The organism is Promicromonospora thailandica, assembly GCF_024171955.1.
Taxonomy (GTDB): Bacteria; Actinomycetota; Actinomycetes; order Actinomycetales; family Cellulomonadaceae; genus Promicromonospora; species Promicromonospora thailandica.
The window spans coordinates 244,853-269,586 of record NZ_JAMTCS010000007.1 but is presented as its reverse complement, the minus strand read 5'-3'; the positions used below and the strand labels follow the sequence as shown (position 1 = coordinate 269,586).

Annotated in this window: 23 protein-coding genes and 1 tRNA gene; 11 read left to right on the top strand and 13 right to left on the bottom strand. The window is 71.8% G+C overall.

From position 1 onward, the window contains the following. Positions 1 to 47 precede the first annotated feature (47 nt). The 3 genes from APR03_RS13150 to APR03_RS13140 all read right to left on the bottom strand — a co-directional run bounded on the left by APR03_RS13150 (position 48) and on the right by APR03_RS13140 (position 2,759). Positions 48 to 1,253, bottom strand: coding sequence for an alpha/beta hydrolase (locus APR03_RS13150; RefSeq protein WP_253836249.1), 1,206 nt, complete (start codon positions 1,251 to 1,253; stop codon positions 48 to 50). Next, a complete protein-coding gene (locus APR03_RS13145; protein WP_253836247.1) occupies positions 1,250 to 2,209 on the bottom strand; it encodes an NmrA family NAD(P)-binding protein in 960 nt (319 codons plus the stop codon). The genes APR03_RS13150 and APR03_RS13145 overlap by 4 nt, the downstream gene beginning before the upstream one ends. Positions 2,210 to 2,273: 64 nt before the next feature. Continuing rightward, positions 2,274 to 2,759, bottom strand: coding sequence for a low molecular weight protein-tyrosine-phosphatase (locus tag APR03_RS13140; protein ID WP_253836354.1), 486 nt, complete (start codon positions 2,757 to 2,759; stop codon positions 2,274 to 2,276). A 393-nt stretch (positions 2,760 to 3,152) separates the two neighbouring features. Here APR03_RS13140 and APR03_RS13135 point away from each other — a divergent pair, with 393 nt between their 5' ends. Beyond that, positions 3,153 to 4,028 carry an alpha/beta fold hydrolase gene (locus tag APR03_RS13135; protein WP_275977480.1) on the top strand — a complete coding sequence of 292 codons (876 nt, stop codon included), beginning with the start codon at positions 3,153 to 3,155 and terminating at the stop codon, positions 4,026 to 4,028. Here APR03_RS13135 and APR03_RS13125 read toward each other — a convergent pair. After that, on the bottom strand, positions 4,006 to 4,854 hold the full coding sequence (locus tag APR03_RS13125; RefSeq protein ID WP_253836245.1) for a class I SAM-dependent methyltransferase: 849 nt from the start codon (positions 4,852 to 4,854) through the stop codon (positions 4,006 to 4,008). The genes APR03_RS13135 and APR03_RS13125 overlap by 23 nt on opposite strands. A gap of 72 nt (positions 4,855 to 4,926) precedes the next feature. On the opposite strand from APR03_RS13125, the gene APR03_RS13120 reads away from it, so the two are divergent. Then, on the top strand, positions 4,927 to 6,153 hold the full coding sequence (locus APR03_RS13120; RefSeq protein WP_275977479.1) for an anhydro-N-acetylmuramic acid kinase: 1,227 nt from the start codon (positions 4,927 to 4,929) through the stop codon (positions 6,151 to 6,153). A gap of 65 nt (positions 6,154 to 6,218) precedes the next feature. Here the strand turns inward: APR03_RS13120 and APR03_RS13115 are convergent. Further along, a tRNA-Leu gene (locus APR03_RS13115) sits at positions 6,219 to 6,302 on the bottom strand. A 241-nt stretch (positions 6,303 to 6,543) separates the two neighbouring features. Between APR03_RS13115 and APR03_RS13110 the strand changes: the two genes are divergently transcribed. The 7 genes from APR03_RS13110 to pknB are packed head-to-tail and all read left to right on the top strand — an operon-like array spanning position 6,544 to position 16,115. Beyond that, the gene (locus tag APR03_RS13110; RefSeq protein WP_020017306.1) at positions 6,544 to 7,260 is read left to right on the top strand and encodes an FHA domain-containing protein; all 717 of its coding nucleotides are present in this window, start codon (positions 6,544 to 6,546) and stop codon (positions 7,258 to 7,260) included. A 10-nt stretch (positions 7,261 to 7,270) separates the two neighbouring features. Further along, positions 7,271 to 7,762, top strand: coding sequence for an FHA domain-containing protein FhaB/FipA (locus tag APR03_RS13105; protein ID WP_253836240.1), 492 nt, complete (start codon positions 7,271 to 7,273; stop codon positions 7,760 to 7,762). A gap of 7 nt (positions 7,763 to 7,769) precedes the next feature. Further along, complete coding sequence (locus APR03_RS13100; protein ID WP_253836238.1) at positions 7,770 to 9,308, top strand: PP2C family protein-serine/threonine phosphatase; 1,539 nt, start codon at positions 7,770 to 7,772, stop codon at positions 9,306 to 9,308. Further along, positions 9,305 to 10,795, top strand: coding sequence for an FtsW/RodA/SpoVE family cell cycle protein (locus tag APR03_RS13095; protein WP_253836236.1), 1,491 nt, complete (start codon positions 9,305 to 9,307; stop codon positions 10,793 to 10,795). Before APR03_RS13100 ends, APR03_RS13095 begins: the two co-directional genes overlap by 4 nt. Continuing rightward, positions 10,792 to 12,321 (top strand): peptidoglycan D,D-transpeptidase FtsI family protein, encoded by a 1,530-nt coding sequence (locus APR03_RS13090; protein ID WP_253836234.1) that lies wholly within the window; start codon positions 10,792 to 10,794, stop codon positions 12,319 to 12,321. Before APR03_RS13095 ends, APR03_RS13090 begins: the two co-directional genes overlap by 4 nt. After that, positions 12,318 to 14,084, top strand: a complete 1,767-nt coding sequence (locus APR03_RS13085) for a serine/threonine-protein kinase (RefSeq protein WP_253836232.1) — start codon at positions 12,318 to 12,320, stop codon at positions 14,082 to 14,084. The genes APR03_RS13090 and APR03_RS13085 overlap by 4 nt, the downstream gene beginning before the upstream one ends. Next, on the top strand, positions 14,085 to 16,115 hold the full coding sequence (gene pknB / locus APR03_RS13080; protein ID WP_253836230.1) for a Stk1 family PASTA domain-containing Ser/Thr kinase: 2,031 nt from the start codon (positions 14,085 to 14,087) through the stop codon (positions 16,113 to 16,115). A 64-nt stretch (positions 16,116 to 16,179) separates the two neighbouring features. Here pknB and APR03_RS13075 read toward each other — a convergent pair whose 3' ends face one another. Genes APR03_RS13075 through APR03_RS13060 form a run of 4 tightly spaced genes read right to left on the bottom strand, consistent with a single transcriptional unit; the run spans position 16,180 to position 18,652 of the window. Continuing rightward, complete coding sequence (locus APR03_RS13075) at positions 16,180 to 16,842, bottom strand: aminodeoxychorismate/anthranilate synthase component II (protein WP_253836229.1); 663 nt, start codon at positions 16,840 to 16,842, stop codon at positions 16,180 to 16,182. 9 nt (positions 16,843 to 16,851) lie between these two features. Next, positions 16,852 to 17,010 carry a hypothetical protein gene (locus APR03_RS13070; RefSeq protein WP_253836227.1) on the bottom strand — a complete coding sequence of 53 codons (159 nt, stop codon included), beginning with the start codon at positions 17,008 to 17,010 and terminating at the stop codon, positions 16,852 to 16,854. After that, positions 17,010 to 17,840 carry a class E sortase gene (locus APR03_RS13065; RefSeq protein ID WP_253836225.1) on the bottom strand — a complete coding sequence of 277 codons (831 nt, stop codon included), beginning with the start codon at positions 17,838 to 17,840 and terminating at the stop codon, positions 17,010 to 17,012. Before APR03_RS13065 ends, APR03_RS13070 begins: the two co-directional genes overlap by 1 nt. Next, a complete protein-coding gene (locus APR03_RS13060; protein ID WP_253836224.1) occupies positions 17,837 to 18,652 on the bottom strand; it encodes a DUF881 domain-containing protein in 816 nt (271 codons plus the stop codon). Before APR03_RS13060 ends, APR03_RS13065 begins: the two co-directional genes overlap by 4 nt. A 143-nt stretch (positions 18,653 to 18,795) precedes the next feature. Between APR03_RS13060 and APR03_RS13055 the strand changes: the two genes are divergently transcribed. After that, positions 18,796 to 19,068: a cell division protein CrgA gene (locus tag APR03_RS13055; RefSeq protein ID WP_253836222.1), complete on the top strand. Its 273-nt coding sequence runs from the start codon at positions 18,796 to 18,798 to the stop codon at positions 19,066 to 19,068. An 87-nt stretch (positions 19,069 to 19,155) separates the two neighbouring features. On the opposite strand, the gene APR03_RS13050 is transcribed toward APR03_RS13055, so the two are convergent. Both APR03_RS13050 and APR03_RS13045 read right to left on the bottom strand, forming a co-directional pair. Next, positions 19,156 to 20,049, bottom strand: a complete 894-nt coding sequence (locus tag APR03_RS13050) for a rhomboid family intramembrane serine protease (RefSeq protein ID WP_253836352.1) — start codon at positions 20,047 to 20,049, stop codon at positions 19,156 to 19,158. A gap of 50 nt (positions 20,050 to 20,099) precedes the next feature. Then, complete coding sequence (locus APR03_RS13045; RefSeq protein WP_253836220.1) at positions 20,100 to 20,639, bottom strand: peptidylprolyl isomerase; 540 nt, start codon at positions 20,637 to 20,639, stop codon at positions 20,100 to 20,102. Between the two features lie 123 nt (positions 20,640 to 20,762). Between APR03_RS13045 and APR03_RS13040 the strand changes: the two genes are divergently transcribed. Further along, entirely contained in the window at positions 20,763 to 21,854 is a 1,092-nt protein-coding gene (locus tag APR03_RS13040) for a hypothetical protein (protein WP_253836219.1), read from the top strand. A 100-nt stretch (positions 21,855 to 21,954) separates the two neighbouring features. Here APR03_RS13040 and APR03_RS13035 read toward each other — a convergent pair whose 3' ends face one another. Both APR03_RS13035 and APR03_RS13030 read right to left on the bottom strand, forming a co-directional pair. Next, on the bottom strand, positions 21,955 to 23,157 hold the full coding sequence (locus tag APR03_RS13035) for a beta-1,3-glucanase family protein (RefSeq protein WP_253836217.1): 1,203 nt from the start codon (positions 23,155 to 23,157) through the stop codon (positions 21,955 to 21,957). A 901-nt stretch (positions 23,158 to 24,058) separates the two neighbouring features. Further along, entirely contained in the window at positions 24,059 to 24,724 is a 666-nt protein-coding gene (locus APR03_RS13030; RefSeq protein WP_253836215.1) for a hypothetical protein, read from the bottom strand. Positions 24,725 to 24,734: the final 10 nt, after the last annotated feature.

Sequence of the window (24,734 nt, the reverse complement as noted above, 5' to 3'; positions counted from 1 at the left end):
CGCACCGGCACCCGCCACCCGCCAGGGGCACGGCCGCCCGGTCGCCGTCAGCCGCGCACGTAGCCGTCGAACCAGCGCCGCGTCTGGCGCCACACCTGTTCCCGTACGGGCGCCGCGGACAGGGTCACGTCGTGCAGGCCGCCCGCGATGCGCACCAGCGTCACCAGCGAGCCGACGTCGGGCACCCGGCGGGCGATGCCGACCACGTCGAGCACGGAGTCGGTGCTCCGCATGTCCTCGCTCCACCGCGTCGGGATGGTGCTCCGGGCGCTGAGCAGCACCAGCACAGGGATGTCGAGGCCGAGCCCGCGGGCCACCTGGTCCTGCCCGCGGAAGATCGCGGCGAGCCAGGCGGGCGTGGCGCGCCACCCGGCGTCGGGGCGCCAGGCCACGTCGTAGTCCCACTCCCCGTCGAACCGGGCCGAGATCGACCGGGCGTACAGGCCGCGGTCCAGGTTGACGAGCTGGCTGCGGGGCACGAGCGCCGACTGGACCCGGATGCCGGGCTCCATGAGCTTGCGCACCGTCTCGCGCGGCTGGAACTCGAGCCAGGGGGAGTTGAGCACGAGCCCCGCGACCCGCTCCTGGTTGCGGGCCGTCCACAGGCTGACCGTCAGGCCGCCCGTCGAGTGGCCCATGAGCACCAGCCTGCGCTCCGGCCGGTCGGCCCGGCCGTGTCCCATGACGTCGAGCGCCGCCTCGATGTCCTCGTCGTAGGTGGTCAGGCTGCGCACGTAGCCCGGCGTCTGGTCCGGGCGCAGGCTGCGCCCGTACCGCCGCAGGTCGAGAGCGTGGAACCGCACGCCGAGCGACTCCCAGAACTCCGCGAGGTGCACCTGGAAGAAGTAGTCGAGCCAGCCGTGCACGTACAGGAGGTCGACGCCGGCGTCGGGCACCGGCTCGGCCGCCTCCGGCTGCCCGGTGGCCTCGGGGTGACGCACGGTGCCGGGCAGGCGCAGCCGCCGGCCGAGCTCGGCGAGCTCCTCCCACAGGCGCGCGACCTGCGGGTTGCCGGCACCCACGGGGTGACCGCGGCGCGGCTCCGTCGCCTCGGGGACGGCGGGCCGGAACCGCCGCACGAGGGTCGCCACCACCTCCGCCTCGTCCTCGTCGGCGGTCAGGGGGAGGGTGCGGCGCTCGAACCCCGGCAGCACGTCGGGCTCCCAGTCCTGACCGACCGCGGGTCCCGCCTCGGCCGCCGTCCTGCTGTCAGGGTCGGGAGCAGGGTCGGGGTCCGGGGAGTGGCTCGTCATCTGACCGACGGTAACCGCAGGTGCGCCCACTCCGCCGGGTAGTCGTCGAGCCAGTCGGCGAGGGACCGGGCGGGCCGGCCCGCCAGCTGCCCGACGTCGGGGCTCACGCCCGCCAGCACCCCCGCCTCGACGGCCTGGCACTGCGTGATCCAGTCCTCGACCTCGCCCGTGGTGGACCGGGAGAAGAGGGCCCGCGCCTGCTCCGCGGTCTGCGGCACGTACCGGATGGTGCGCCCCACGGCAGCCGAGAGCGTCTCGGCGACCTCGTCGAGGCTCAGTGACTCCGGCCCGGTGAGGTGGTACGTCCGCCCGTCGTGCCGCCGGGGGTCCTCGTCGAGCAGGACGGCGGTGGCCACGTCGGCCACGTCGTCGTGCGAGACGGAGGCGACCCGGCCGTCGCCCGCGGGGGCGCGGAGCACGGTGCCGGGCGCCGAGCCGTACGACTCGTCGTGCACCGCGAACGTCAGGGTGCGGTGGAACATCGAGGTCCGCAGCAGCGTCCAGCGCAGGTCGGTGCCGCGCAGGTACTCCTCCGTGAGCCAGTCGTCGCGGGCCACCGTGGCGACGGCGTCCGGCGCCGCGCCCACGGACGACACGTAGACCACGTGCGGCACCCCGGCGAGCACCGCGGCGTCGACGGCGGCGCGGTGCCGCGCGACCCGGCGCCGGCCCGCCTGACCGGGTACGAGGAACACGGCGTGCGCGCCCTCGAACACACCCGTCAGCACCCGCGACGCGGTCTCGGGCGAGCTGTCGAACGACAGCTCGGACGGGAGGGCGACGACCTCGGTCTCCGGCAGCGGGGCCCCGTCGGGCAGGCGGGGGACCTGGCCCCGTCCGGTGACCAGCAGGCGCTGCCGACCACCCGCCGCGGCGATGCGGAAGGCGAGCCTGGAACCGAGGCGGCCGTCGGCCCCGGTGAGGACGACGAGCCGGTCGGGAGACGCGGGCGTCATCCCCTCACGGTAGTCGGCCCGCGGTCGCCCGGCCGCGCGTGCCGGGGTGAAAGCCGACCTCGGCTCAGGCCTCCGACGGCACGCCCAGCCGGCCGCGCACGAAGGCCACGACGCCGTCCGCCGCCGCCTCGACCTGGGCGAGGCACTCCTCGAAGTCCTCCGGGCCGCCGTACCAGGGGTCGGCGATGTCGAGCCGGTCGTCGGGCAGGCCCGCCGCAGCGGGGTCGAACGACCGGTACATCCGCACGTCCGCGTCCGGTGCCAGGGCGCGCAGGGCGCGCGCGTGGCGCGTGGTCATGGCGAGCAGCAGGTCGCGCGCGCCGGCGTCGGCGGCCGTCACCTGCCGGGCGCGGTGCCCGTCACCCGCGGGGTAGCCGTGCTCGGCCAGGACCGCGCGGGCCCGCGGGTCCACGGGGTTGCCGTGCTCCTCGTCGCTCACGCCGGAGGAGTCCAGCACGACGGCGTCGCCGAGGCCCGCGGCCTCGAAGCGGTCCCGTAGCACGATCTCGGCCATGGGGGAGCGGCAGATGTTTCCCGTGCAGACGGTCATCACGCGATAGGCGGTCACCCGGGCATTCTCCCCGAGACCGGACCAGCTGGTCGCCTTCCGGCCCGGGCCGCCTCCGGGCACGGGAAAGCCCGCGGGGCGACTGTCGTCAGCCGTGCTGGACGAGGGCACGGCACCCGCGGGCTCCGGTGGTCGCGAGGATCTCGCCACCATGTCCCGTTGCGCCTCTGCCGGTCAGGAAGGCCCCGTGCTGAGCCCCCGGTCCGGTGTCGGCGCGAAACGCTTGCGCGTCACGCGACTAGCGCGCGACCACCTCATGGGTCCGATGTGAATTCACTACTCGGATCACCTCCCTTCTCATGTGCCCACGAACCTACGCTTCCCGGAGCCCCGCGCACAGAGTTTTTTCTCGCGGCGAAACGAGGGCACCGCGAGATGGAGCGACGACTTTGGGCCCGCCGCGCCGTCTGCCCCTCCATGACGACCCTCACCGCCGACGCCTTCACGACGTCGGCCGACGGCACCCGGATCGCCTACGACCTGACCGGGCCCGTACCCGGCCTGGCGCCGGCGGTCGTGGTGGTCGACGGCGTGCTCGCCCACCGGCTGGCCGTGACGCGGGCCGTGGCGGCCGAGCTGGACCGGAGGGTCACCACGCTGCGCTACGACCGGCGGGGCCGGGGCGCGAGCGGGGACACGCCCCCGTACAGCGTGGACCGCGAGGTCGACGACATCGCCGCGCTGCTGGAGGTGACGGGTCCGGCCGCGCTGGTGGGCATCTCCACGGGCGTGTTCCTCGCGCTGCGCGCGGCGGCCGACCTCGGGGCCGCCGTCACCGCGGTGCTCTGCTACGAACCCACCTACGACGTGGCGAGCGGGGAGCCGCCCGTGGACCCGCGGATGATCGCCGGCGTGGAGGCGTGCCTGGAGGCCGGCGACCCGGGCAGCGCCGTCGAGGTCTTCCTCGACGTGATGGGCATGCCGTGCGGGCTGGTCCCACGCATGCGGGCGTCGCCGTCGTGGGCGGACCTGGAGGCGATCGCGCCGACCATCGCCTATGACGGCCGGGTGCTCGCCGGCGTCGCGCTGGGCCACCGGGCCCTCATGTGCCGCTGGGAGCAGATCACGCAGTCCGTGCTCGTGGTGGACGGCACCGCGAGCGCCGCGGCCGTGACGGCGGCGGCGGACTCGCTCGCCGCCGCGCTGCCGGAGGCACTCCGGGTGACCCTTCCGGGCCACGGGACGGACGTGCCCCCGGCGGCGCTGGCGGAGGCGGTGACGGGTCTGCTCAGAAGGGCCGGCGTGCCGTGACGAGGATGCGTGGCGCCTCGTCGACGAGCACGTTGCCCGTGGCGAAGTGCATGTGCAGCGCGCGCAGCCCGGCCTCGTGCCGGGCAATCGCGGCCGGGGTGAGCTCGGCGAGCCCGGGCACCTGCCAGGCCGCCGTGCGCAGGTACCAGAGCACGGACGACAGGTCCGTGAACGTGCGCGTGCCCACGTGCTCCGTGGCCTCGACGATCTCCAGGCCGGCGGCGACGAGCCCGTCGGAGACGACGTCGACGGTGACGGCGTCCGGGTCCCACCCGAGCGGCACGCCGAGCGCCTTGTTGAGGACGATGCCGTCGCGGGTGTCGACCTGTTCGGTGAGGAACGTGCCGCCGGGCTCGAGCACGCGGCCCACCTCGGCGGCGTCGATGGTGCTGAACCGGCTGAGCACCACGCTGTACCGGCCGTCGAAGAAGGGGAGCAGCACGTCGCCCGTCCAGGAGGGCTCGGCGCGGCGCACGTCCACGCCGAGGGGCTCCAGCCGGCGGCGCGCCGTGAGGAAGGCCGGGCCGGTCTCCGTGGCGGCCGAGCCGGTGGGCAGCGGGCCGAGGCCCGCGAAGAAGTCACCGTTGCCGGTGCCGATGTCCAGCACCGCGCCTCGGGAGCGCCGCACGAGCTCCTGGGCGAGGGCGGGGTAGTCCCAGCCGGGGGTGTCGACCGTGAGACGGTCGTCGACGGGGGTCTCGTCGAGACCACCGGTGAACAGCGCCGCGGGGGTCGACGGGGTCGCGGGAGCGTTGCGCGCCCATTCGATGTGATCCTCGAACGGCGCGTCCGGCGCCGGAGCTGGGGCGATCGAGACGTCAAGCATGGGGGAGATTGTGGCGCAAAGTAGGAGCAACGGGCTAACAGTGACGTAAACCCGACCGGAGGAGTCGATCTGATGGTGCAACCGTGGCGTAGATCCCGCGTCTCACCTGCGAAGGGACCGGATTCGCTGTGCGTGGTGGGCCTCATGTCGGGCACCTCGCACGACGCCGTCGACGCCGCGGCCTGCGATCTCCGGCTCGACGGCGGGACCCTCCTGCTCACCCCGCGTGGTCACGTCTCCGTGCCGTACCCGGCGGCGCTGCGGTCCGAGCTGGTGGCCGCTCTGCCCCCGGCGCGCACCACGATCGAGCAGGTGTGCCGCCTCGACACGGGGATCGGGCAGGCGTTCGCGGACGTCGCGCGGCGCGCCGTGGCCGAGCTGTGCGACGGCCGCGCCGACCTGGTGGTCTCCCACGGGCAGACCGTCTACCACTGGGTCGACGACGGCGCCGTGCGTGGCACCCTGCAGATCGGCGAGGCGGCGTGGATCGCCGAGGCGACGGGGCTGCCCGTCGTCTCCGGCCTACGCACCCGCGACGTCGCCGCCGGCGGGCAGGGTGCGCCCCTGGTCGGTCTGTTCGACGCGCTGTGGCTCGCGGGACGGCCCGGTGCCGCCGTCGCCCTGAACCTGGGCGGCATCGCGAACGTGACGGTACCGACGGGGGACGGGGGAGCGCTCGCGTTCGACACGGGCCCCGCGTGCGCGCTGCTCGACGCCGCCACCCGGCACGTCACCGGTGACCGCCTCACCTTCGACGCCGACGGCGCGCTCGCCGCCCGCGGCCGGGTGGCGCCCGAGCTGCTGGCGCGGCTGCTCGACGACCCGTACTACGCCCGGCCGGCGCCGAAGTCGACCGGCAAGGAGCTGTTCCACCTCGGCTACGTGCTCGACCGGCTGGGGCCGACGCCGCCGTCGGCCGAGGACCTGCTCGCCACGCTGGTCGCGCTGACCGCCCGCACGGTGGCCGACGCGATCCGGGACGGCGTCACGGAGGTCGTCGCGTCGGGCGGCGGCACGCGCAACCCCGTGCTCATGGCGGCGCTGCGGGAGGAGCTGCCCGGGGTGGCGGTCCGGACCTCGGACGAGCTGGGTGTGCCCAGCCAAGCCAAAGAGGCGCTGGCGTTCGCCGTGCTGGGCTGGCACACGTGGCACGGCTTGCCGGGCGTGCTGCCGGGGGCGACGGGCGCACGGCACGTGAGCGTGCTGGGGTCGGTGACGCCGGGCGCGGGCGGGGTGTTCCCGCCGGGCGCGGCCGCCGGGGCGGACCGCCCGGGACGGCTGGAGGTGGTGCGCTGCTGACGTCGCCGCCGCGCCCCGGACATGACGAAGGCCCCGACTCTGTGAGCCGGGGCCTTCGTGCAACGTGCGCGAGGGGGGAGTTGAACCCCCACGCCCTTTCGGGCACACGGACCTGAACCGTGCGCGTCTGCCTATTCCGCCACTCGCGCGCTGCTGATGAGGAGGCTAGCACGGCTCAGACCCCACTTCCGAATCCAATAGCCGTGAGGTGGTTCACGTGCTGCCGCAGGTCTAGTAGCGTGCGGATCCGCCCACGCCTCTCCTCATCGCGCCACCTGAGGGAAGATCGGAGAAGATCCGCAGGACATCCACAGTATTGGAGTCTGCGAGCACCTACCGGTCTATACGATCTAGGTAGTCTGCCCGGCGCAGACCCTGGAAGGAGGTGGCATGGGCGCCCTGGACCGCTTCGAGAAGAGCGTGGAGCGCATGATGAACAACGCGTTCGCCAAGGTGGGACGTGGCGAGGTGAAGCCTGTCGAACTGGCGAGCAGGCTGCGGCGTGAGCTGGACGACCGTGCCGCGGTCGTCGGACGCGACCGTACCGTCGCACCGAACGAGTTCACCATCGAGCTGGCCCCTGACGACTTCGCGCAGATCGAGGCGTGGGGTGCACAGACCCTCGCCGACGAGCTCGCGTCCAACATCACGGCGTACGCCGCGACGCAGCACTACGCGTTCGTCGGCCCCGTGAGCGTGACGTTCGACGAGCAGTACGAGCTGGTGCCCGGCCGCTTCACCGTGCGGTCGCGCAGCGTGCAGGGGAGCGTCGCCCCGGCGACCTCCGGCGCGCCGACCGGCCGGCACCCGCTGATCGACATCGACGGACAGCGGTACCTGCTGACGGGTCCCGTGACCGTCATCGGGCGCGACGCCGAGGCGGACATCGTCGTGGACGACCCGGGCGTGTCCCGGCGCCACCTCGAGATCCGCGTGACGCCGGACGGCGTCGTCGCGACCGACATGGGCTCCACGAACGGGCTGTACGTGGAGGGCCACCAGGTCCCGGCCGCGACGCTGCTCGACGGCAACACGATGACCATCGGCCGTACCCGGATCATGTTCTGGACCGGCAGCGCGTCCGGTGCGGACAACGAGGACTGGTGACTGACCCGACATGAGCGAGCTGACGTTCACCCTGCTCCGGCTGGGCTACCTGGTGCTGCTGTGGGTGTTCGTGCTCTCGGCCGTGGCCGTGCTGCGGCGCGACCTCGCAGGGCCACGCACCGCGAGCACCCGGCGGCGCCGGCCCGAGCCGGCGGGGCCGGCCCCGACGCCGACCCCCGGCGGTGGAGCCCCCCGCGCACCCCAGCGCGGCGGGCCGTCGCGGCTCGTCGTGGTGGCCGGCCCGCTCACGGGCACCACCATCCCGCTCACCTCGTCGGGCGTGCTGATCGGGCGGGCGCCCAGCTGCACCCTCGTGCTCGACGACGACTACTCGTCGTCGCGGCACGCGCGGATCTTCCCCCAGGGCGGTCAGTGGTTCGTGGAGGACCTCGGTTCCACGAACGGCACGTACATCGGCGAGGAGCGGGTCCAGGGCATCGTCCCGCTCGCCCCGGGTGTGGGCGTGCAGATCGGACAGTCCGTCGTCGAGCTCCAGGGATGACCACCACGTGACCGTGACCTTGCGGTATGCCGCGCGTTCCGACGTCGGCCTCGTCCGCTCCAACAACCAGGACTCCGCCTACGCGGGGCCCAACCTCCTCGTCGTGGCCGACGGCATGGGCGGGCACGCCGGTGGCGACGTCGCGTCCGCGCTGACCATCGCCGCGCTGGTGGGCCTGGACCGGCCCGACCACAGCTCCGACCAGTCGATGTCCGAGCTGGAGCGCACGATCGACCGCGCCCGGCAGGACCTCGTCGACGCCACCACGGCAGACCCGGACCTGGCGGGCATGGGCACCACGGTGACCGCGCTGCTCAAGTCCGGCAACACCCTGGCCATGGCCCACCTGGGCGACTCGCGCGCCTACCTCCTGCGCGACGGCGTCCTGGCCCAGGTCACGGTGGATCACACCTTCGTGCAGCACCTGGTCGACACGGGCCGCATCACGCCGGACGAGGCGGAGACACACCCGCAGCGCAACGTCGTCATGCGGGTGCTCGGCGACTTCGACCTCGACCTGACGCCCGACCTCTCCATCCGCGAGGCCGTGCCCGGCGACCGCTGGATGCTGTGCTCCGACGGCCTGTCCGGGTTCGTCCCCGAGGACGAGATCGCCGAGGTGCTCGCCGCGGTGGCCACCCCGCAGGACGCCGTCGAGCGGCTCATCTCGATGTCCATGCGCGCGGGCAGCACCGACAACATCACCGTCGTGGTCGCCGACGTCCTGGACGAGGCCGCGGCCGCCGGCACCGTCGCCACCGTGGTCCCCGAGATCGTCGGCTCGGCCGCTCTCGCCGGGGTCACCGCCGCGGGCAACGACCCGCAGGCCCCCACCAACCTGCCCGCGTCCGGCTCCGGGGTCGACGGCGACACCGTGACCGGCTTCGTCCGCGCCCCCGCCCCCACGGGCGAGCAGGCCGCGGCGCCGGGCGCCGTCAGCGTGCTGTCCGAGGCCGTGGTCCAGGACGGCCTCGCCGACACCCTCGAGCAGGCCGTGATCGCGAGCGGCTCCGAGGACGAGCAGTACCGGCCCGACGTCCAGCCGGACGACGACGAGGACGACGAGACCGACACGGAGGCGACGCCGAAGAAGCGTGCCTGGCTGACCGTGGCCGGTGTGCTCCTGCTGATCGTCGGCCTGGGGCTGGCGGGCTGGGGCGGCTACCGCTGGACGCAGACCCAGTACTACGTGGGCGAGTCGGACGGGCAGGTCGCCGTCTTCCGCGGCATCCCCGCCACGGCCGGTCCGCTGACCTTCTCGACCCCGGTCGAGCTCACCGGCACCCGGGTCGACGAGCTGCCCGACTTCGTGGCCTCCCGCGTGCACGAGACCATCCGTGCCACCTCGCTGGAGGACGCCCGCGGGCGCGCGGACCGCCTCATCGCCGACGCCGCTGCCGAGACCGACCCCACGCCGTCGGCGAGCCCCTCCTCGACCCCCACCCCGACGTCCACGCCCACGCCGACCCCGACGCCCACGTCGAGCGACCGGGCCGGCAACGAGACGAAGACCCAGAAGGACTCCACGCAGGGGGCGAACGGATGACCGCCCTCCGACCCGAGGAAGGCGCCCCGACCCGCATCGCCGAGGCGATCCTGCTGGTCGTCGCGCTCGCGCTCGGCATGGGCGGCATGTGGATGGTGGGCCACTCCCTGGAGGGCGGCCTGCCCGAGGGGTTCTGGACCTACACCATCGTGCTCGCCGCGCTCGCCTTCACCGCGCACATCGTGCTGCGGCTGCGCGCGCCGTACGCCGACCAGGTGATCCTCCCGGCCGTGGTGCTGCTCAACAGCGTCAGCATGGCGACGGTCCTGCGCCAGGACATCGTGCCCTACCCCTCCCTCCAGGGTGCCAACGCGCCGCGCCACATCATGTGGTCGGCGATCGGGATCGTCCTGGCCTGCATCGTCATCGTCGTCATCCGCGACCACCGCAGCCTGCGCCGCCTCACCTACACGGCGATGGTCGTCGGCATCGTGCTGGTGATCCTGCCGCTGATCCCCGGCCTGGGCAGGGAGATCAACGGCGCGAAGATCTGGATCTACATCGGACCGTTCTCGCTGCAGCCGGCCGAGTTCGCGAAGATCGCGTTCGCCGTGTTCTTCGCGGGCTACCTGGTCGCCAACCGCGACACGCTCGCCCTGGCGGGCAAGAAGTTCCTCGGGCTGCAGCTCCCGCGCCTGCGCGACCTCGGCCCGATCCTGATCGTCTGGGCCGTGTCGCTCGCGGTCCTCATCGGCGAGAAGGACCTCGGCACCTCGCTCCTGTTCTTCGGCCTGTTCGTCGGCATGCTCTACCTCGCCACGGACCGCGTGGGCTGGATCGCCATCGGCCTCGTGATGTTCGCGGCCGGGGCCGTGGTCGCGTGGTCGATCTTCAGCCACGTGCAGCTCCGGGTGAACATCTGGCTCGACGCGCTCAACCCCGACCTCATCAACGGACCGTCCTTCCAGCTCGTGCAGGGTCTGTTCGCGATGGCGTACGGCGGCATGTTCGGTGCCGGCTGGGGCGAGGGGTACCCGCAGTACGTGCCGTTCGCGTTCTCCGACTTCATCTACGCGGCCATCGGCGAGGAGCTCGGGCTCACGGGCCTGCTCGCGATCCTGCTGGTCTACCTGGTGATCATCCAGCGCGGCCTGCGCCACGCGATCGGCGTGCGCGACGGCTTCGGCAAGCTGCTCGCCGGCGGTCTCGCGTTCGTGATGGCGCTGCAGCTCTTCGTCGTCGTCGGCGGCATCACCCGGGTCATCCCGCTCACCGGCCTGACCCTGCCGTTCATGGCGCAGGGTGGGTCGTCCCTGCTCGCGAACTGGATCGTCATCGCCCTCATGCTGCGTATCTCCGACGCCGCCCGGCGGCCGTCCGCCCTGCCGACCCGCGGCGCCCTGGCCGACCCGGTGCCGGCCGTCGTCGGTGGCGGCGCCATCGAGGTCGGCGGCGGCACGCCGGTGCAGGCCGAGACCGAGGCCGGTGCCGGCCGCAGCGGTACGCCCGACGACGCGACCCAGATCGTCCGGGGGGTGGACCGGTGAACGCGACCCTGCGCCGCCTGTCGGCCGTCGTGATGGTCATGTTCCTGACCCTCATGATCTCGACCACGTGGATCCAGTTCGTCGCGGCGGGCGAGCTGAACGACCACCCGCGCAACGTCCGCGGCATCTACAGCGCCCTCGCCCGCGACCGCGGCCCGATCGTGATCAAGGGCGGCGAGGCGATCGTGACCTCCGAACCGGTGGACGACAACTTCAAGTACCAGCGCACCTACTCCGGCGGCGACGCCGGACCCGCGTCCCTGTACGCGCCGGTGACCGGCTACTTCTCGGTCAACGGCACCGTCACCGGGATGGAGCGGTACGCCAACAGCTACCTGGCGGGCGAGGACGACTCGCTGTGGCTGGACCGCCTGCAGAACCTCATCACGGGTGAGGAGGCGCAGGGCTCCTCGGTGGAGCTCACCATCGACCCCAAGATCCAGCAGGCGGCCTGGGACGCCCTGGGCGACCGCAACGGTGCCGCCGTCGTGCTCGACCCGAAGACCGGGGCGATCCTCGCGATGGTCTCCAAGCCGTCCTACGACCCGAACACGCTCGCGGTCCACGACGCCGAGGAGGCCACGGCGACCTCGGAACGGCTGATCAACGAGAAGCCGGTGGTCGGCAGTGTCGAGGGCGAGGAGCGGCGGAGCGTCTACGGGCCGACCATCAACCGCACGATCAACGCGACGTTCCCGCCCGGGTCCACGTTCAAGGTGCTGACCTCGGCCGCGGCGATCGAGTACAACGGCCTCACGCCGACCACCCAGATCGACGCCCCGAACTCCTACACCCTTCCGGGCACCTCGACGTCTGTGGGCAACTTCGGTGGCTTCCCGTGCTCGCCGACCGAGCGGATGACGCTGCTGGAGGCGCTCCAGGACTCCTGCAACACCGCCTACCTCAAGGTCGCCACCGACGTGGGGCGGGACGGCATGCAGCGGATGTTCGAGGACTTCGGCTTCACCGAGTCGCTCGAGGTCCCGATGACGACGTCGATCGGTGCCTACCCGGGCCTCATCGGCGGCGAGGGCGACGACGACTCCGACGCCCGCATCGCGCTGTCCGGCATCGGCCAGGGCAGCGTCCGCATGACGCCGCTCCAGGTCGCCATGATCTCGGCCGCCGTGGCGAACGACGGCGACCTCATGAAGCCGTACCTCATCCAGAGCGTGCGGGACAGCGACCTCGAGCTGGTGAGCCAGACCAAGCCGAGCCGCTACAAGAGCCCGTTCTCGTCGTCCACGGCCGACGCGCTCACCGACATGATGCTCGCGGTGGTCAACAACGGCTCGGGTACCGCGGCGCAGGTGTCCGGCGTCCAGGTCGCCGGCAAGACGGGTACCGCCCAGGACGACCCGCGGTCGCCCACGCTGTGGTTCACCGGGTTCGCCCCGGCCGACGACCCGCAGGTGGCGATCGCGATCGTGCTGGAGAACGAGGGCGAGTCGACCCTCGAGTCCTCGGCCGGCTCCCTCGCCGCCCCGATCGCCGGACAGATCTTCAAGGCGGCGGTCGGCCAATGAGACCGGTCGAGGGTCTGACGCTCGGTGAGCGCTACACGCTGGTGCGGCGCATCGCCATGGGCGGCATGGGCGAGGTCTGGGTCGCGCGCGACGAGAAGCTCGCGCGCGAGATCGCCGTGAAGGTGCTCCGCGAGGAGTACACGGGCAACGAGGACTTCCTCCGTCGCCTGCGCACGGAGGCCCGGAACTCGTCGACCCTCGTCCACCCCAACATCGCGCAGATGTTCGACTACGGCGAGGAGCGGGGCGCCGGCTACCTCGTCATGGAGCTGGTGCTGGGCGAGCCCCTGGCCGACCTGCTCGAGCGGGAGCCGGTGCTGCAGCCGGCACGGCTGCTGCCGATCCTGGCCCAGACGGCCCGCGGACTGCACGCCGCCCACCTGGCCGGCGTGGTCCACCGGGACGTCAAGCCCGGCAACATCCTGCTGGAGCACTCCGGCACGGTGAAGATCACCGACTTCGGCGTCTCGGTGGCGCAGAACCAGGTGCCCATGACCGCGACGGGCATGGTCATGGGCACGGCCCAGTACCTCTCGCCCGAGCAGGCCGTGGGCCAGTCCGCCACGGGGGCCTCCGACATCTACGCGCTCGGCGTGGTCGCCTACGAGGCCACGGCCGGACGCCGCCCGTTCACGGGCCGGACGCCGGTCGACATCGCGATCGCGCACGTCAACGCGCCGGTCCCGCTGCTGCCGACGTCGGTGCACCCGGGCCTGGCCGAGACCATCACCAAGATGCTGGAGAAGGACCCGGCGCAGCGCATCTCGTCCGCGGACCAGCTCGCACGCCACCTCGACATGCTCGCCGCGGAGATCGCGGAGGACCCCTTCGGCAGCTCGCGCTACGCGCGCCGGTCGCGCCGCGAGAGCCGCGACGGGCAGGCGGCGACGCGCTCGGGCAACGGCCGCAACGGCGCGGTCCAGCCCGGTCCGTCGCACGCTCGTCGGCAGACCCCGTTCGGCGGCGGCCGCCACACCACGGTGGCCAACGCGCAGTCGGCGCCCCCCGGCCCGCAGCGCGGCACGCCGTCCGGGGGCTACGGCTCCGGGACGCCCGCGGGCGGGTACGGCAGCGGCGGCGCGAACGGCTTCGCCGACTCCGCGGGGTTCGGCACGACCTCCGGCACCTACGGGACGGACGCCTACGGGCGGCCGCACTCGCCCGCGCCGGGCAGCCCCGGCGCGAACCCGTTCAGCCCGACCTCTGCCGGGTACGGGACGGACTCGGCCGGCTACGGCACCGACTCCGCCGGGTACGGGACGGACTCCGCCGGGTACGGCACGACGTCGGGCGCGCACGGCGCCGACGCCTACGGGCAGGCGCGCGGCGCGGGCTACGTCCCGCCGCCGACGGCGGGCGGGGCGAACGGCGCCCGGGCCTACCCGTCCCGCCGCGACCTGCACTCGACACGCCAGGACGGACGGCGGGTCCCCCAGCAAGGCCGCTCGGGAGGGCACCCTGGGAAAGGGCGAAGTCTGTCGTCCGACATCCAACGCTGGGTGGGCGGGCTCGAGGACCGGTTCGGTGTCCGCGTGTCCTGGCCGCTCGTCGCGCTCGTCGCGCTGCTGCTCGTGGTCCTCATCATCACGCTCGTCACCGGGGGCGGAGACGACAGCGCTCTGAAGGAGCCGTGGGGTTCCTCCGAAATCTATGCCGAAACGCTGAATTCCCCGGCAGCGGCCACACCCGCCACTTCTGGGATGATGCTCCTCAACGAGCCGTATGCCCCGGGGCAGGCGGCCATGACATCAAAGGACGTATGAGTGGTGGAGAACACGCCCCGCGTACTCGCCGGCCGCTACGAGGTCGGTGAGCTGGTCGGCCGCGGCGGTATGGCCGAGGTGCACATCGGCCACGACACCCGCCTGGGTCGCACGGTCGCGATCAAGGTGCTGCGTTCCGACCTCGCCCGCGACCCGTCCTTCCTGACCCGCTTCCGGCGCGAGGCGCAGTCCGCCGCCGCCCTGAACCACCCCGCCGTCGTCGCCGTCTACGACACGGGCGAGGACGTGCACCAGAACGCCGCCGGCGAGGACGTGCACGTCCCGTTCATCGTCATGGAGTACGTCGAGGGGCACACGGTCCGCGACATCCTGACCGACGGCGCCGCGGTGCCGATCGAGGAGGCCGTCGAGATCACGGTCGGCGTGCTGAGCGCGCTGGAGTACTCCCACCACGCCGGCATCGTGCACCGCGACATCAAGCCCGCGAACGTGATGATCACGCCCACCGGCGCGGTCAAGGTGATGGACTTCGGCATCGCCCGCGCCATGGCCGACTCTGCCGCGACGATGACGCAGACGCACGCCGTCATCGGCACCGCCCAGTACCTCTCCCCGGAGCAGGCGCGCGGCGAGCAGGTGGACACCCGCTCCGACCTGTACTCGACGGGCTGCATGCTGTTCGAGCTGCTCACCGGGCGTCCGCCGTTCCAGGGCGACTCGCCGGTGGCCGTCGCGTACCAGCACGTGGGCCAGGAGCCGCAGCGGCCGTCCGAGGTCGCCACCGACGTGCCCGACGTGCTGGACCGCATCACCCTCAAGGCCCTGACCAAGGACCGCGACCAGCGGTACAGCACGGCCGCCGAGTTCCGGCGCGACCTGGAGGCCGCGATGCGCGGCGGCCAGGTCAGCGCGCCGATGGTCGGCGCGGGCGCCATGATGGGCGCCACGCAGGTCGCGGGTCAGCCCGCGTACGGCGCCACGCAGGTCATGTCGCCGACCCAGCCCGGCTGGGGCCCGGCGACGGCGCAGCAGAGCCCGGTCACGCCGGGCGGCGGCTACCCCGGCCAGCCCACGCGCGCCGACCAGCGCCCGCCCGAGAAGAAGAGCCGGGCACTGATGTGGTGGCTGCTCGGGATCGCCCTCGCGGCGGTCGCGGCCATCGTCATCGCCATGATCGTCAACGGGCAGGAGAGGGCGCCGGAGACCGTGCCCGTGCCCACCATCCAGGAGGGCATCAGCGCCGACGAGGCGCGGGCGCAGATCGAGGCCGCCGGGCTGACGTTCCAGCAGGCCATCGACAAGGACTCCGACCTCACCGAGGGCGTGACCACCGGCACGACCGATCCGGCTGCCGGGGAGGAGGTCGAGCCGAGCTCGACCGTCACCGTGTTCGTCGCGGGCGCTCCGGGCCAGGTCACGCTGCCGGACCTGGAGGGCAAGAGCGAGGACGAGGCGCGGGCGGCCCTGGAGGAGCTCAACCTCGCGATCGGCGAGAACCAGACCGAGAACAGCCCGGACGTCCCGAAGGGCATGGTCACCAAGACGGAGCCGGGCAGCGGTCAGACGGTGCAGGAGGGATCCGACGTCGTCCTGTACCTCTCGACCGGCAACACCACGCTCCCGAACGTCGTCGGACAGTCCCGCGAGGGCGCCGAGCCGCAGCTCGCGAACCTCGGCCTGGGCACGATCCAGTGGGACGAGGTGGAGACCGACGAGGTCCCGCCGGGCACGATCGCCAGCACCGACCCCGGCGCGGGCGACGTGCCGCAGGGCACCACCGTGACGGTCTTCATCGCGAAGGAACCGGCGAAGCAGGAGACCACGGTGCCGTCCGACCTGTACGGCAAGACGCTGGAAGAGGCGTACGTGCTGTGCACCGGTGCCCAGGTCACCTGTGAGCAGGCGTCGGAGGAGCCGTCCGCCTCCTTCCCGGCCGGCACGGTCATCAACTCCAACCCGGCTCCCGGATCGACCGTCGAGGTCGGCGCCCGGATCGCGCTCGTGATGTCCTCCGGTCCCGAAGGCGGCGAGGGCGAGGGCGAGGGCGACGGCGAGGGCGTCTTCCCGTAGCACACGACAGCGCGGGCCGGGATCGCCCGGCCCGCGCTGCGTACGTCTGAGATGGCGTCGCGGGTCACGAGGTGACCAGCGGCGCCATTCCCTTCGCCCGCTCGACGGCCCCGTCCAGGCCGCACACCTCGAGCCAGTTGGCCAGCAGCCGGTGCCCGCCCTCGGTGAGCACCGACTCGGGGTGGAACTGGACGCCGTGCAGCGGCAGCTCCCGGTGCTGCAGGCCCATCACGATGCCCGAGGCGGTCGCGCAGGTCACCGTCAGCTCGGCCGGCACGCTCTCGGGCGTGACGGCCAGCGAGTGGTAGCGGGTGGCGGTGAACGGCGCCGGCAGGCCGGCGAGCACACCCTCGCCCCGGTGCTCCACGAGGCTGGTCTTGCCGTGCATGAGCTCGGGCGCGTGCGTCACCGTACCGCCGTACACCTCGGCGAGCGCCTGGTGTCCCAGGCAGACGCCGAGCATCGGCGTGCGGGACCGCGCGCAGGCACGAATGACGTCCTCGGAGGCCCCGGCCTCGGCGGGCGTGCCGGGTCCGGGGGACACCAGGACGCCGTCGTAGGGCATCCGGGTGCCGGCGCCGTCGTCGTACCAGAAGCGGCCCTCGGGGTCCGGCTCGGGTACGGCGTCGTTGCGGACCACCACGGTCCGCGCGCCGATCTGGTCGAGGTAGCCGACGATCGTCCACACGAACGAGTCGTAGTTGTCGACGACGAGGATGCGCGTCATGCAGGCATGCTACGCGCCGACCGTCGTGTCGTTGAACGGCATGTACTCGCTGAGCCACGGGAAGAACGTGGTGAAGCACACGGCGACGAGGCCGAACACGAGCACGAGGCAGACGAGGAGCTTGAACCAGCCCGGGCCGGGGATGGCCCGCCACAGCAGCGCGTACATCAGCTCACCAGCTCCTTCGGCATACCCTCGCCCACCGGCGCCCAGTAGTCGAGCTCGCCGTGCACGATGTACCGCTCGGTCGCGGAGAACATCGGGTGGCAGGAGGTCAGCGTGATGAACCGCTGGGTCAGCTCGGGCATCTCCTGGTCGGAGGTCACGCCGGGCACCGGCGCGATCACCTCGACGTTCTGCGGGTAGACGATCTTGGACTCGGTCACCTTGTAGACGTACCAGGTGTCCTCGGTGCGGACCACGATGGCGTCGTCCGTCTGGAGGTCGGCGATCTTGTTGAACGGCTTGCCGTACGTGGTGCGGTGCGCGGCGAGGGCGAAGTTGCCGAGGTCGCCCGGCATCGCCGTGCCGACGTAGTGGCCGATGCCGATGGTGTCGAGCACCGTGGCCTTCTCGGTGCCCTCGGCGACCGGCTTGACGTAGTCCTCGCCGAACCGGGGGACGTACATCTGCGCGAACAGGGTGCCCTCGCTGGGTTCCTCCGGAACCGGCGGCGCGTCGCGGTGCTCGGTGACGGTCTCCGGACCGGAGGGGGCGCTCTCCCAGTCCATCTCGGCGATGATCGCGTTCTGTGCCCGCGCGCCCTCGACGTCGGTCCACCACAGCTGCCAGACCACGAAGAGCCCGAGCACGATGCCTGCCGTCACCAGCAGCTCGCCCAGCACGCCGATCAGCCACGCGACGGGACGCATGGGCGCCGACGAACCCTGTGGCCTGCGGGCGTTCCGTGGTCCCATCCCGGACGGCCCCCGCTGGTAGGCGATGGGGAACACCTCCTGGGGCAGGGGCACGTTGTGGCCGGCCTGCGCGTGGGTCATCCAAAGACCTCCGTACCCTCGGGAACCGTCGCGTACTGCAGACCGCCGCCGCCGTCGTGCGCGGGAAGGTCCAGGTGCTCGCTGCGTCGCACGTCCCAGCCCAGGTGCACCCAGTCGACGTACTCCAGGTACGTCTGCACACCCTCGGACCGGTCGAGCGACGCCTCCATCTTCGCCGGGTCCCCGACGGCCGTCACCTCGTAGGGGGGTGAAAAGACCTTTCCATGGAGCAGGAGGATGTTCCCGGAGCACCGGAACGCCGACGTCGACGTGACCCGCTCGCCCTGGAGCGTCATGGCCTCGGCGCCACCGCTCCACAGCGCGTTGATCACGTGCTGGAGGTCCTGCTGGTGCACCACCAGGTCGTCGGGCTGCGGCTCGACGCCGCCCGGGCCGGCGCCGACGGCCGTGGACGGCGCGTCGTCGAGCGTCACGGTGAGGCCGGGACCGCTCACCGGCCGGGATCCGGAGAGCACGCCCTCGCGCCGTGCCTGCTCGGCGGGCGGGGTCGGCACCGCCGTGCCCGCGTGCGCGGACAGGACCTCGATCTCGCGGTCGAGCTCGCTCGTGCGTTCCGTCAGGTCGGCGACGCGCGCCGTCTCGACGTCGACCAGCTGGGCGAGGTCCTGCGGATCGCGGGAGCTCGCACCCCCGCCGTCGGACAGGCGCGCGCTCGCGCTGAACATGAGGCCCGCCAGGACGGCGACGCCACCCACGCTGACCCACGACCGCCAGCCCGCTGTCAAGGACGCGCGGAAGAAGTGCCGCGCACCGCGCACCGACGGCGCGGGCGTCGGTTCGGCTCCGGTCACGCGCCCCTCCTGCAACGATCGTCAAACCCGCGGACACGTCCGGTCACGCACAAGGCCTGTGGACCACTACGCTAGTCCACGAGAAAGCAGACGTCGGCCCGGCACACCCGGCGGGGCCATCACCCAGGACAGGAGCGCGTCTCGTGCCCGAGTCGAAGTCCCGCAACAAGAAGAAGGCCGCGCCCCGGGCGGAGAAGTCCGAGGCCAAGGTCGCGCTGCCCGGCGAGGCGGTCAACCCGCGCTGGTTGGCCCCCGTGATGCTCGGCCTCATGATCCTGGGCCTCGCCTGGATCGTGACGTTCTACCTCACGAGCGCGGACCTCGGTCTGCCGATCCCGCAGATCGGCCAGTGGAACCTGGCGGTCGGCTTCGGCCTGATCATCGTGGGCTTCGGCCTCACGACCCGCTGGAAGTAGCGGCTCCGCGGCCGCGTCGAGGCGGCCGCGGAGCTGTATCCCCATTTATCCACAGCTGTGGGTAAAGCTGGGGAAAAGAGGATGTCGCTACATCCCCAGGACCCCGGCGGTCGTGTAGCGCCAGACGGCCAGGCCCACCAGGACCACGATGCCGACGGCCGGGACGAGCCAGGCGACGAGCGCCCTGCGCTCCCGCGGGGCGTACGCGTACGCCGCGGCCACGAGCGCCCCCGTGACCAGTCCGCCCAGGTGCGCCTCCCACGAGATCCTCGGTACGAAGAACCCGATCGCACCGTTGATCGCCAGCAGCACCAGCACCTGGCCCAGGCTCCGCCCGAGCCGGCGCAGCACCGGCAGCATCGCCCCGAACAGGCCGAACACCATGCCGGACGCACCGACCACAGGCGTGATCCAGGCGGTGGACGTGAGCGGGTCGCCGGCGAGCAGCAGCACGGCGACCTGTCCACCGACGGCCGCGAGCAGGCAGAGCACCGTGAACCGGAGCCGCCCGAGCAGCGGCTCGAGGAACTGGCCGGTTATCCACAGGGCGTACATGTTGAACAGGATGTGCAGCGGCGACGTCGAGTGCAGGAACGAGGCCGTCAGGAAGCGCCACGGCTCGACGACCCCGCCCCACGGCCAGAACCACAGCAGCTCCGTCCAGCGCCCACCTGTCGCGAGCTGCAGCACCCAGCTGGCGACACAGATCCCGATGATGGTGAACGTGACGACAGGCCGCCCACCCGCCGTCGTCTCGCGTGCCTCGCCACCGAACACGGTCCGTGCGCGGGGCGCGGTGCGCCGCGCCTCGCGGACGCAGTCCACGCACTGCACACCGACGGCGGCCGGGCGCTGGCACTCGGGGCAGGCCGGGCGACCGCAGCGCTGACAGCGCACGTAGGCCACGCGGTCGGGGTGGCGTGGGCAGACGGGAGCCGCGGCCTCGGTCGGCTCCTCGGCGGCCGGGTCGTTCGTCGCGATACGTCCTCAGTCCCCTCGGTCCTCAGGTGCCCTGGTGATCAGGGACGTGCTCAGGGCTCGATGGTCACCGACGTGATCGTGATGTCCTCGACCGGGCGGTCGCCAGGACGCGTGCGCGTCTTGCCGATCGTGTCGACGACCTCGCGCGACGCGTCGTCGGCCACCTTGCCGAAGATGGTGTGCTTGCCGTTCAGCCACGGAGTCTCCGCCGTGGTGAGGAAGAACTGCGAGCCATTGGTGCCCTCGATCTCGCCCGTCACCGGGTTGCGGCGCTTGCCGGCGTTGGCCATCGCGAGGAGGTACTTCTCGGTGAACTGGAGCTCCGGGTGGATCTCGTCGTTGAACGTGTAGCCGGGGCCGCCGGTTCCCGTCCCGAGCGGGCAGCCGCCCTGGATCATGAAGTCGTCGATGACGCGGTGGAAGATGAGGCCGTCGTAGAACGGGTCCTTGCGCTCCTCACCCGTCCGCGGGTCCGTCCAGGCCTTCTCACCCGTCGCGAGGCCGACGAAGTTCTCGACAGTCTTGGGCGCGTGGTTCGGGAAGAGCTCGATGCGGATGTCACCGGAGGTGGTGTGCAGGATTGCGAACATGTATCAATCCTCCCACGGAGCGGCCCGCTGGTGCTGCACCCACGGCGCCCGCCCTCGCAAGCACGGCGGGTCGGTGGCAGAGTGGCACCTTGAGCAGTATCTGAACAGTTCGGGGGAAGCTTCATGACCCGTAAGAAGGTGACCGACTACGTGGACACGACCAAGATCGACACCGAGAAGGTCAAGGAGAAGGCCGCGGAGGCCTCGGCCCTGCTCTCCGACGTCAGCTCCAGGGCCGCTACGCAGGCCGGAACGCTCGCCGCACAGGCCAGGGGCCGGGCGGTGCACGCACGTGACTGGGCACAGCCTCGCGTGAACGACTTCATCGCCTGGCTCACACCACGCGCCGAGAGGGCATGGCAGGACAGTCTCCAGGCGGCGGCGCCCCAGGTCGAGAAGGCAGCGACCAAGGCCGCACCGCTGATCGACACGGCACACGACAAGCTCGTGGACGACCTGCTGCCCAAGATGGTCTCCGCGTTCAACTCCGCCGCGGCCAACGCCGCGACGGCACAGAGCAGGACCGCACTGGCCGCCGCTGCCGCCGCCGAGGCGGCGGAGAAGGCGGACCGGAAGGGTTCGCGCAAGGGTTGGGTCGTCGCGCTGGTCGCGGGCGGCGCCGCCGTCGCGGGCTACGTGTTCTGGAAGCGTGCGCAGCCGCAGACCGACCCCTGGGCCGAGCCCTGGGAGCAGGGTGCGGGAGCCGACTACTCGGACGGCGCCCGCCGCTCGTCCGGCGTCGGCGCGGCGGCGGGTTCCGCCGTCACCAAGGGCCGGGAGGCCGGCGCCAAGGCCGCTCAGACGGCGAAGGACCTGGGCGCGCGGGCGTACTCGGCCGCCACCCCGGCGTTCGAGGCCGCCAAGGAGAAGGCCGGTCCGGTGCTGGAGAAGGCCGCGCCGGTGCTCGACGCGGCCAAGGAGAAGGCGGCGCCGGTGCTCGACGCGGCCAAGGCTCGCGCGCAGAAGGCGGGCACGGACACCGGCCAGAAGGGTCGGCACGGCAGCGACAGCGCTCCGGCGTCCGGCGCCGTGACCGAGCCGGTCACCGATCCGGTGACCGGGATCACCGCCGAGCCGGCACCGGTGGCCGAGCCGACCGAGCCGGGCCTCCCGGTGGAGCCCGGCGAGCCCACGGAGCAGCCTCTTGTGGACGAGGTGCCACCGGCCGAGGCCGAGAAGTCCGAGACCTCTGGGAAGAGCAAGAAGCAGGGCTGAGGCCGGACGACGAGCAGCGCCTGCCCGGCGTCGCGGAGCCTGTGCTCGTGCGACGCCGGGCAGGCGCTCTCGCGTTCTCAGCTCCTCGCGGGGCCCGCGGTCAGCCGCCGATCGGCGAGGCCGACCCGGTGAACGGGTCGAGCTGGATGAACGCCTCGGTGGGGTCGCCGTCGTGCACGAGCGACTCCTGGTTGACGACGTCGTCGAAGGCGAACGCGTACGCCTTGCCGTCCGCCATCTGCTCGTGGATGTACTTGGCGTAGTAGTTCGTCACCGAGTCCTGGTAGAAGCCTGCCGGGTCCTGGGTGGGCTGGGTGGTGCTGTCGAGCAGCGACGACCGGTTGAAGCCTGCGCACAGCGTGCGTGCGATGGCACCGATGTCGTCGTTGGGGGCCGCGAGGTCACCGGCGCACCCGAAGATCGACTCGCCCGACGGCTTCGGGAACGTCGTGACGACGGCGCCCGACGTGTCGGTGAACGTCATCGTGTCGCCCGAGACCGTGCCGAGGAACTTCTTCTCCGGCTGGTCGCCGTAGGGCACCACGGTCAGGGTCTCGGAGGAGTACTTGCTCCACACCCGGTCGACGTAGTCCGACAGCACGTTCGCGTCGATCTGTCCCGTGCCGACGCCGTGGCCGGGGGAGAGGACGCGCAGTACCGAGCCGTCGGGCCCGGTCTGCGCGAGCTTGTCCCAGCCGGGCTGCTGCGACAGGGCGGAGACGACGTTGTTCCAGCCGTCGGGCTTCAGCATGCCGGTGTGCATCAGCTCGCCGCTGGAGGACCGCAGCCCGGTCTGGTACGGCGCCGAGAAGAAGTCGACCTGGGTGCTGTTGATCCACAGCCCGGAGTCGTTGAGCGTGTACTCCGTCCAGTTGAACAGGATGTCGCGGTTGGGGTCGCTCGGGTTCTGCACGGCGGGCTGCACGAGCTGACCGTCGTTGACGATCTTGAAGTCGAGCTTGCTGCCGTACGAGAAGTAGACGCGTCCGGACAGCTTGGGCATCTGGATCGTGACGTCCTGGCCCACGGCGGGGCCGGCGATCGACGCGTCCGGGGCCGGCTCCGGCACGCTCCCGGCGTCGGGCCAGGGGTGGAACGTGCCGGCGGCGTCGGCGTAGCCGAGCTCGCCGCCCGTCTCACCGAGCACGTAGATGAACACCTCGTCGCTCCGGCCCGAGTCGTTCGAGATCGTGAGCGGGATGGTGTCGGGCACTGCGGCGGCGGACGGGGTGACGACCACGGCGGCCGATACGGCTGCGGTCAGTACGGCGGCGCTGCCGATGAGTTTCCTGGTCAGGGACACTCGGTCCTCCTCGTGATGACGAGGGGCCGGTCAGTGTGGTGGTGCTTGCCCCTCGCTCTCGACGATATGGAAGGGGTCTTTCCTTGTCAGTCTCCGACCCTCGATCGGGGGTGAAAACGGCCTCGAACGGGCAAAGATACGTGGTCACCACTATCCGGGCATACGTAGTCTCCCGGTCCTTCCACACGGCTCCGCGTGGGAACGCTCCCAGGCGGGCGCCGTCCGGGCACGAAAAAGCCCACCTGCACCGATGGGTATCAGTGCAGGTGGGTCGATGTGGAGCCAGCGGGACTCGAACCCGCAACCCCCTGCTTGCAAACGGCTCTCGACCCTTGGGATACAGCCGTTTTCCCGGGATGCTCTGTCCGTGGACGTCCGGGCTTGTCCGTGCTGGGGCACCCAATCTGGCACCCAGATTGGCACCGGAGCCCTGCGGGTTTGTGACTCAATATTCTCCCGGCTCGGGGTCCCTGGTCCTCCGTCATCCGTTGGCGCGGGGCACGTCTCGGACATCGGTTCTGCCGGCAGGGCAACCCGTCCCGCTCATCGCGTGTCGGTGCGTGGTGCTCGTCGTCGGCGGGACGGGTTGCCCTGCCGGCGGGTTCGGTGTCAGGGTCCCGGTGAAGCCAATGGATGACGGAGGACCAGGGGCACCGCGGTTCCCTCGATCCTCTTGATTCCGGCAGGTGCCCCCGGAGGGCATGAGCTGTAACAGAGAGACGGTCTCGACTGCTGAAGTCGGGACCGTCTTTGTCATGTCTGGGCCGCGAGGCGGTGGGGTGCGACGGGGTGCGGCCGCAGGCGCCGCCAGGCGCCGGAGGTCGCGGGGCCCTGTCGCGGGGCCCCGCCGACGCGCGGCCCTGCGCGCCAGCGGCGCGCCTTGAGACAGTAAGGAAATTCATCACGGAGCCGCACTGTCGTCGCTGAGGCCAGTCTGACCTGGAAAGGAGAGACCGTCCCACACATCACGAGGTTGCGGTGGCTCCGGAAGGCCGACTTGCTCCCGGATTGCGGGATCGTCGCGCTCGGGGTCGTAACTGCCCAAGCTCGGGTTGTAGCGGCTCATGTTCCTGCGCACCATCGTGCGGGCAGCGAAGGCGATGTGCTCTGTCTGATAGCGCTTGTGGTACACGGCACGCATGTTCTGGAACTCAAGGCTGGTCACCAGCGCGAAGATGATAAACACGATGGTCGCCTGGACCCCGTCGCCCTCTTCACGCTCAGGGCTGTGGTAGAGGTGTGCCGTGTGTCCGTCGAGCTCGTTGCCGATCGCGAGTAGTTCTGCCTCGTCGAAATCGGCATCGAGTTGGTGCGCCAGGCGGTTTCGCAGCTTGTTCAGAGTACGAAGGGCTCGAAGGTCGGCACTGGTGAACGCTCCCAGCGCGTCACAGAGACTCACTTTCGCCGAGAACGTCATCCTGTCGACGCGGAGCGCATCCGGGTTCGCAAGATGTGCCTCCATGGCGTTATTTACACAGGATTCGAGCCAGAGATGTCCCTTCAGGAAGCATTCCAGTGGGTTGCCTATGTTCATGTGCCGCGCGAACAGCTCATAGTCCAATCCCACTGGACTCCCC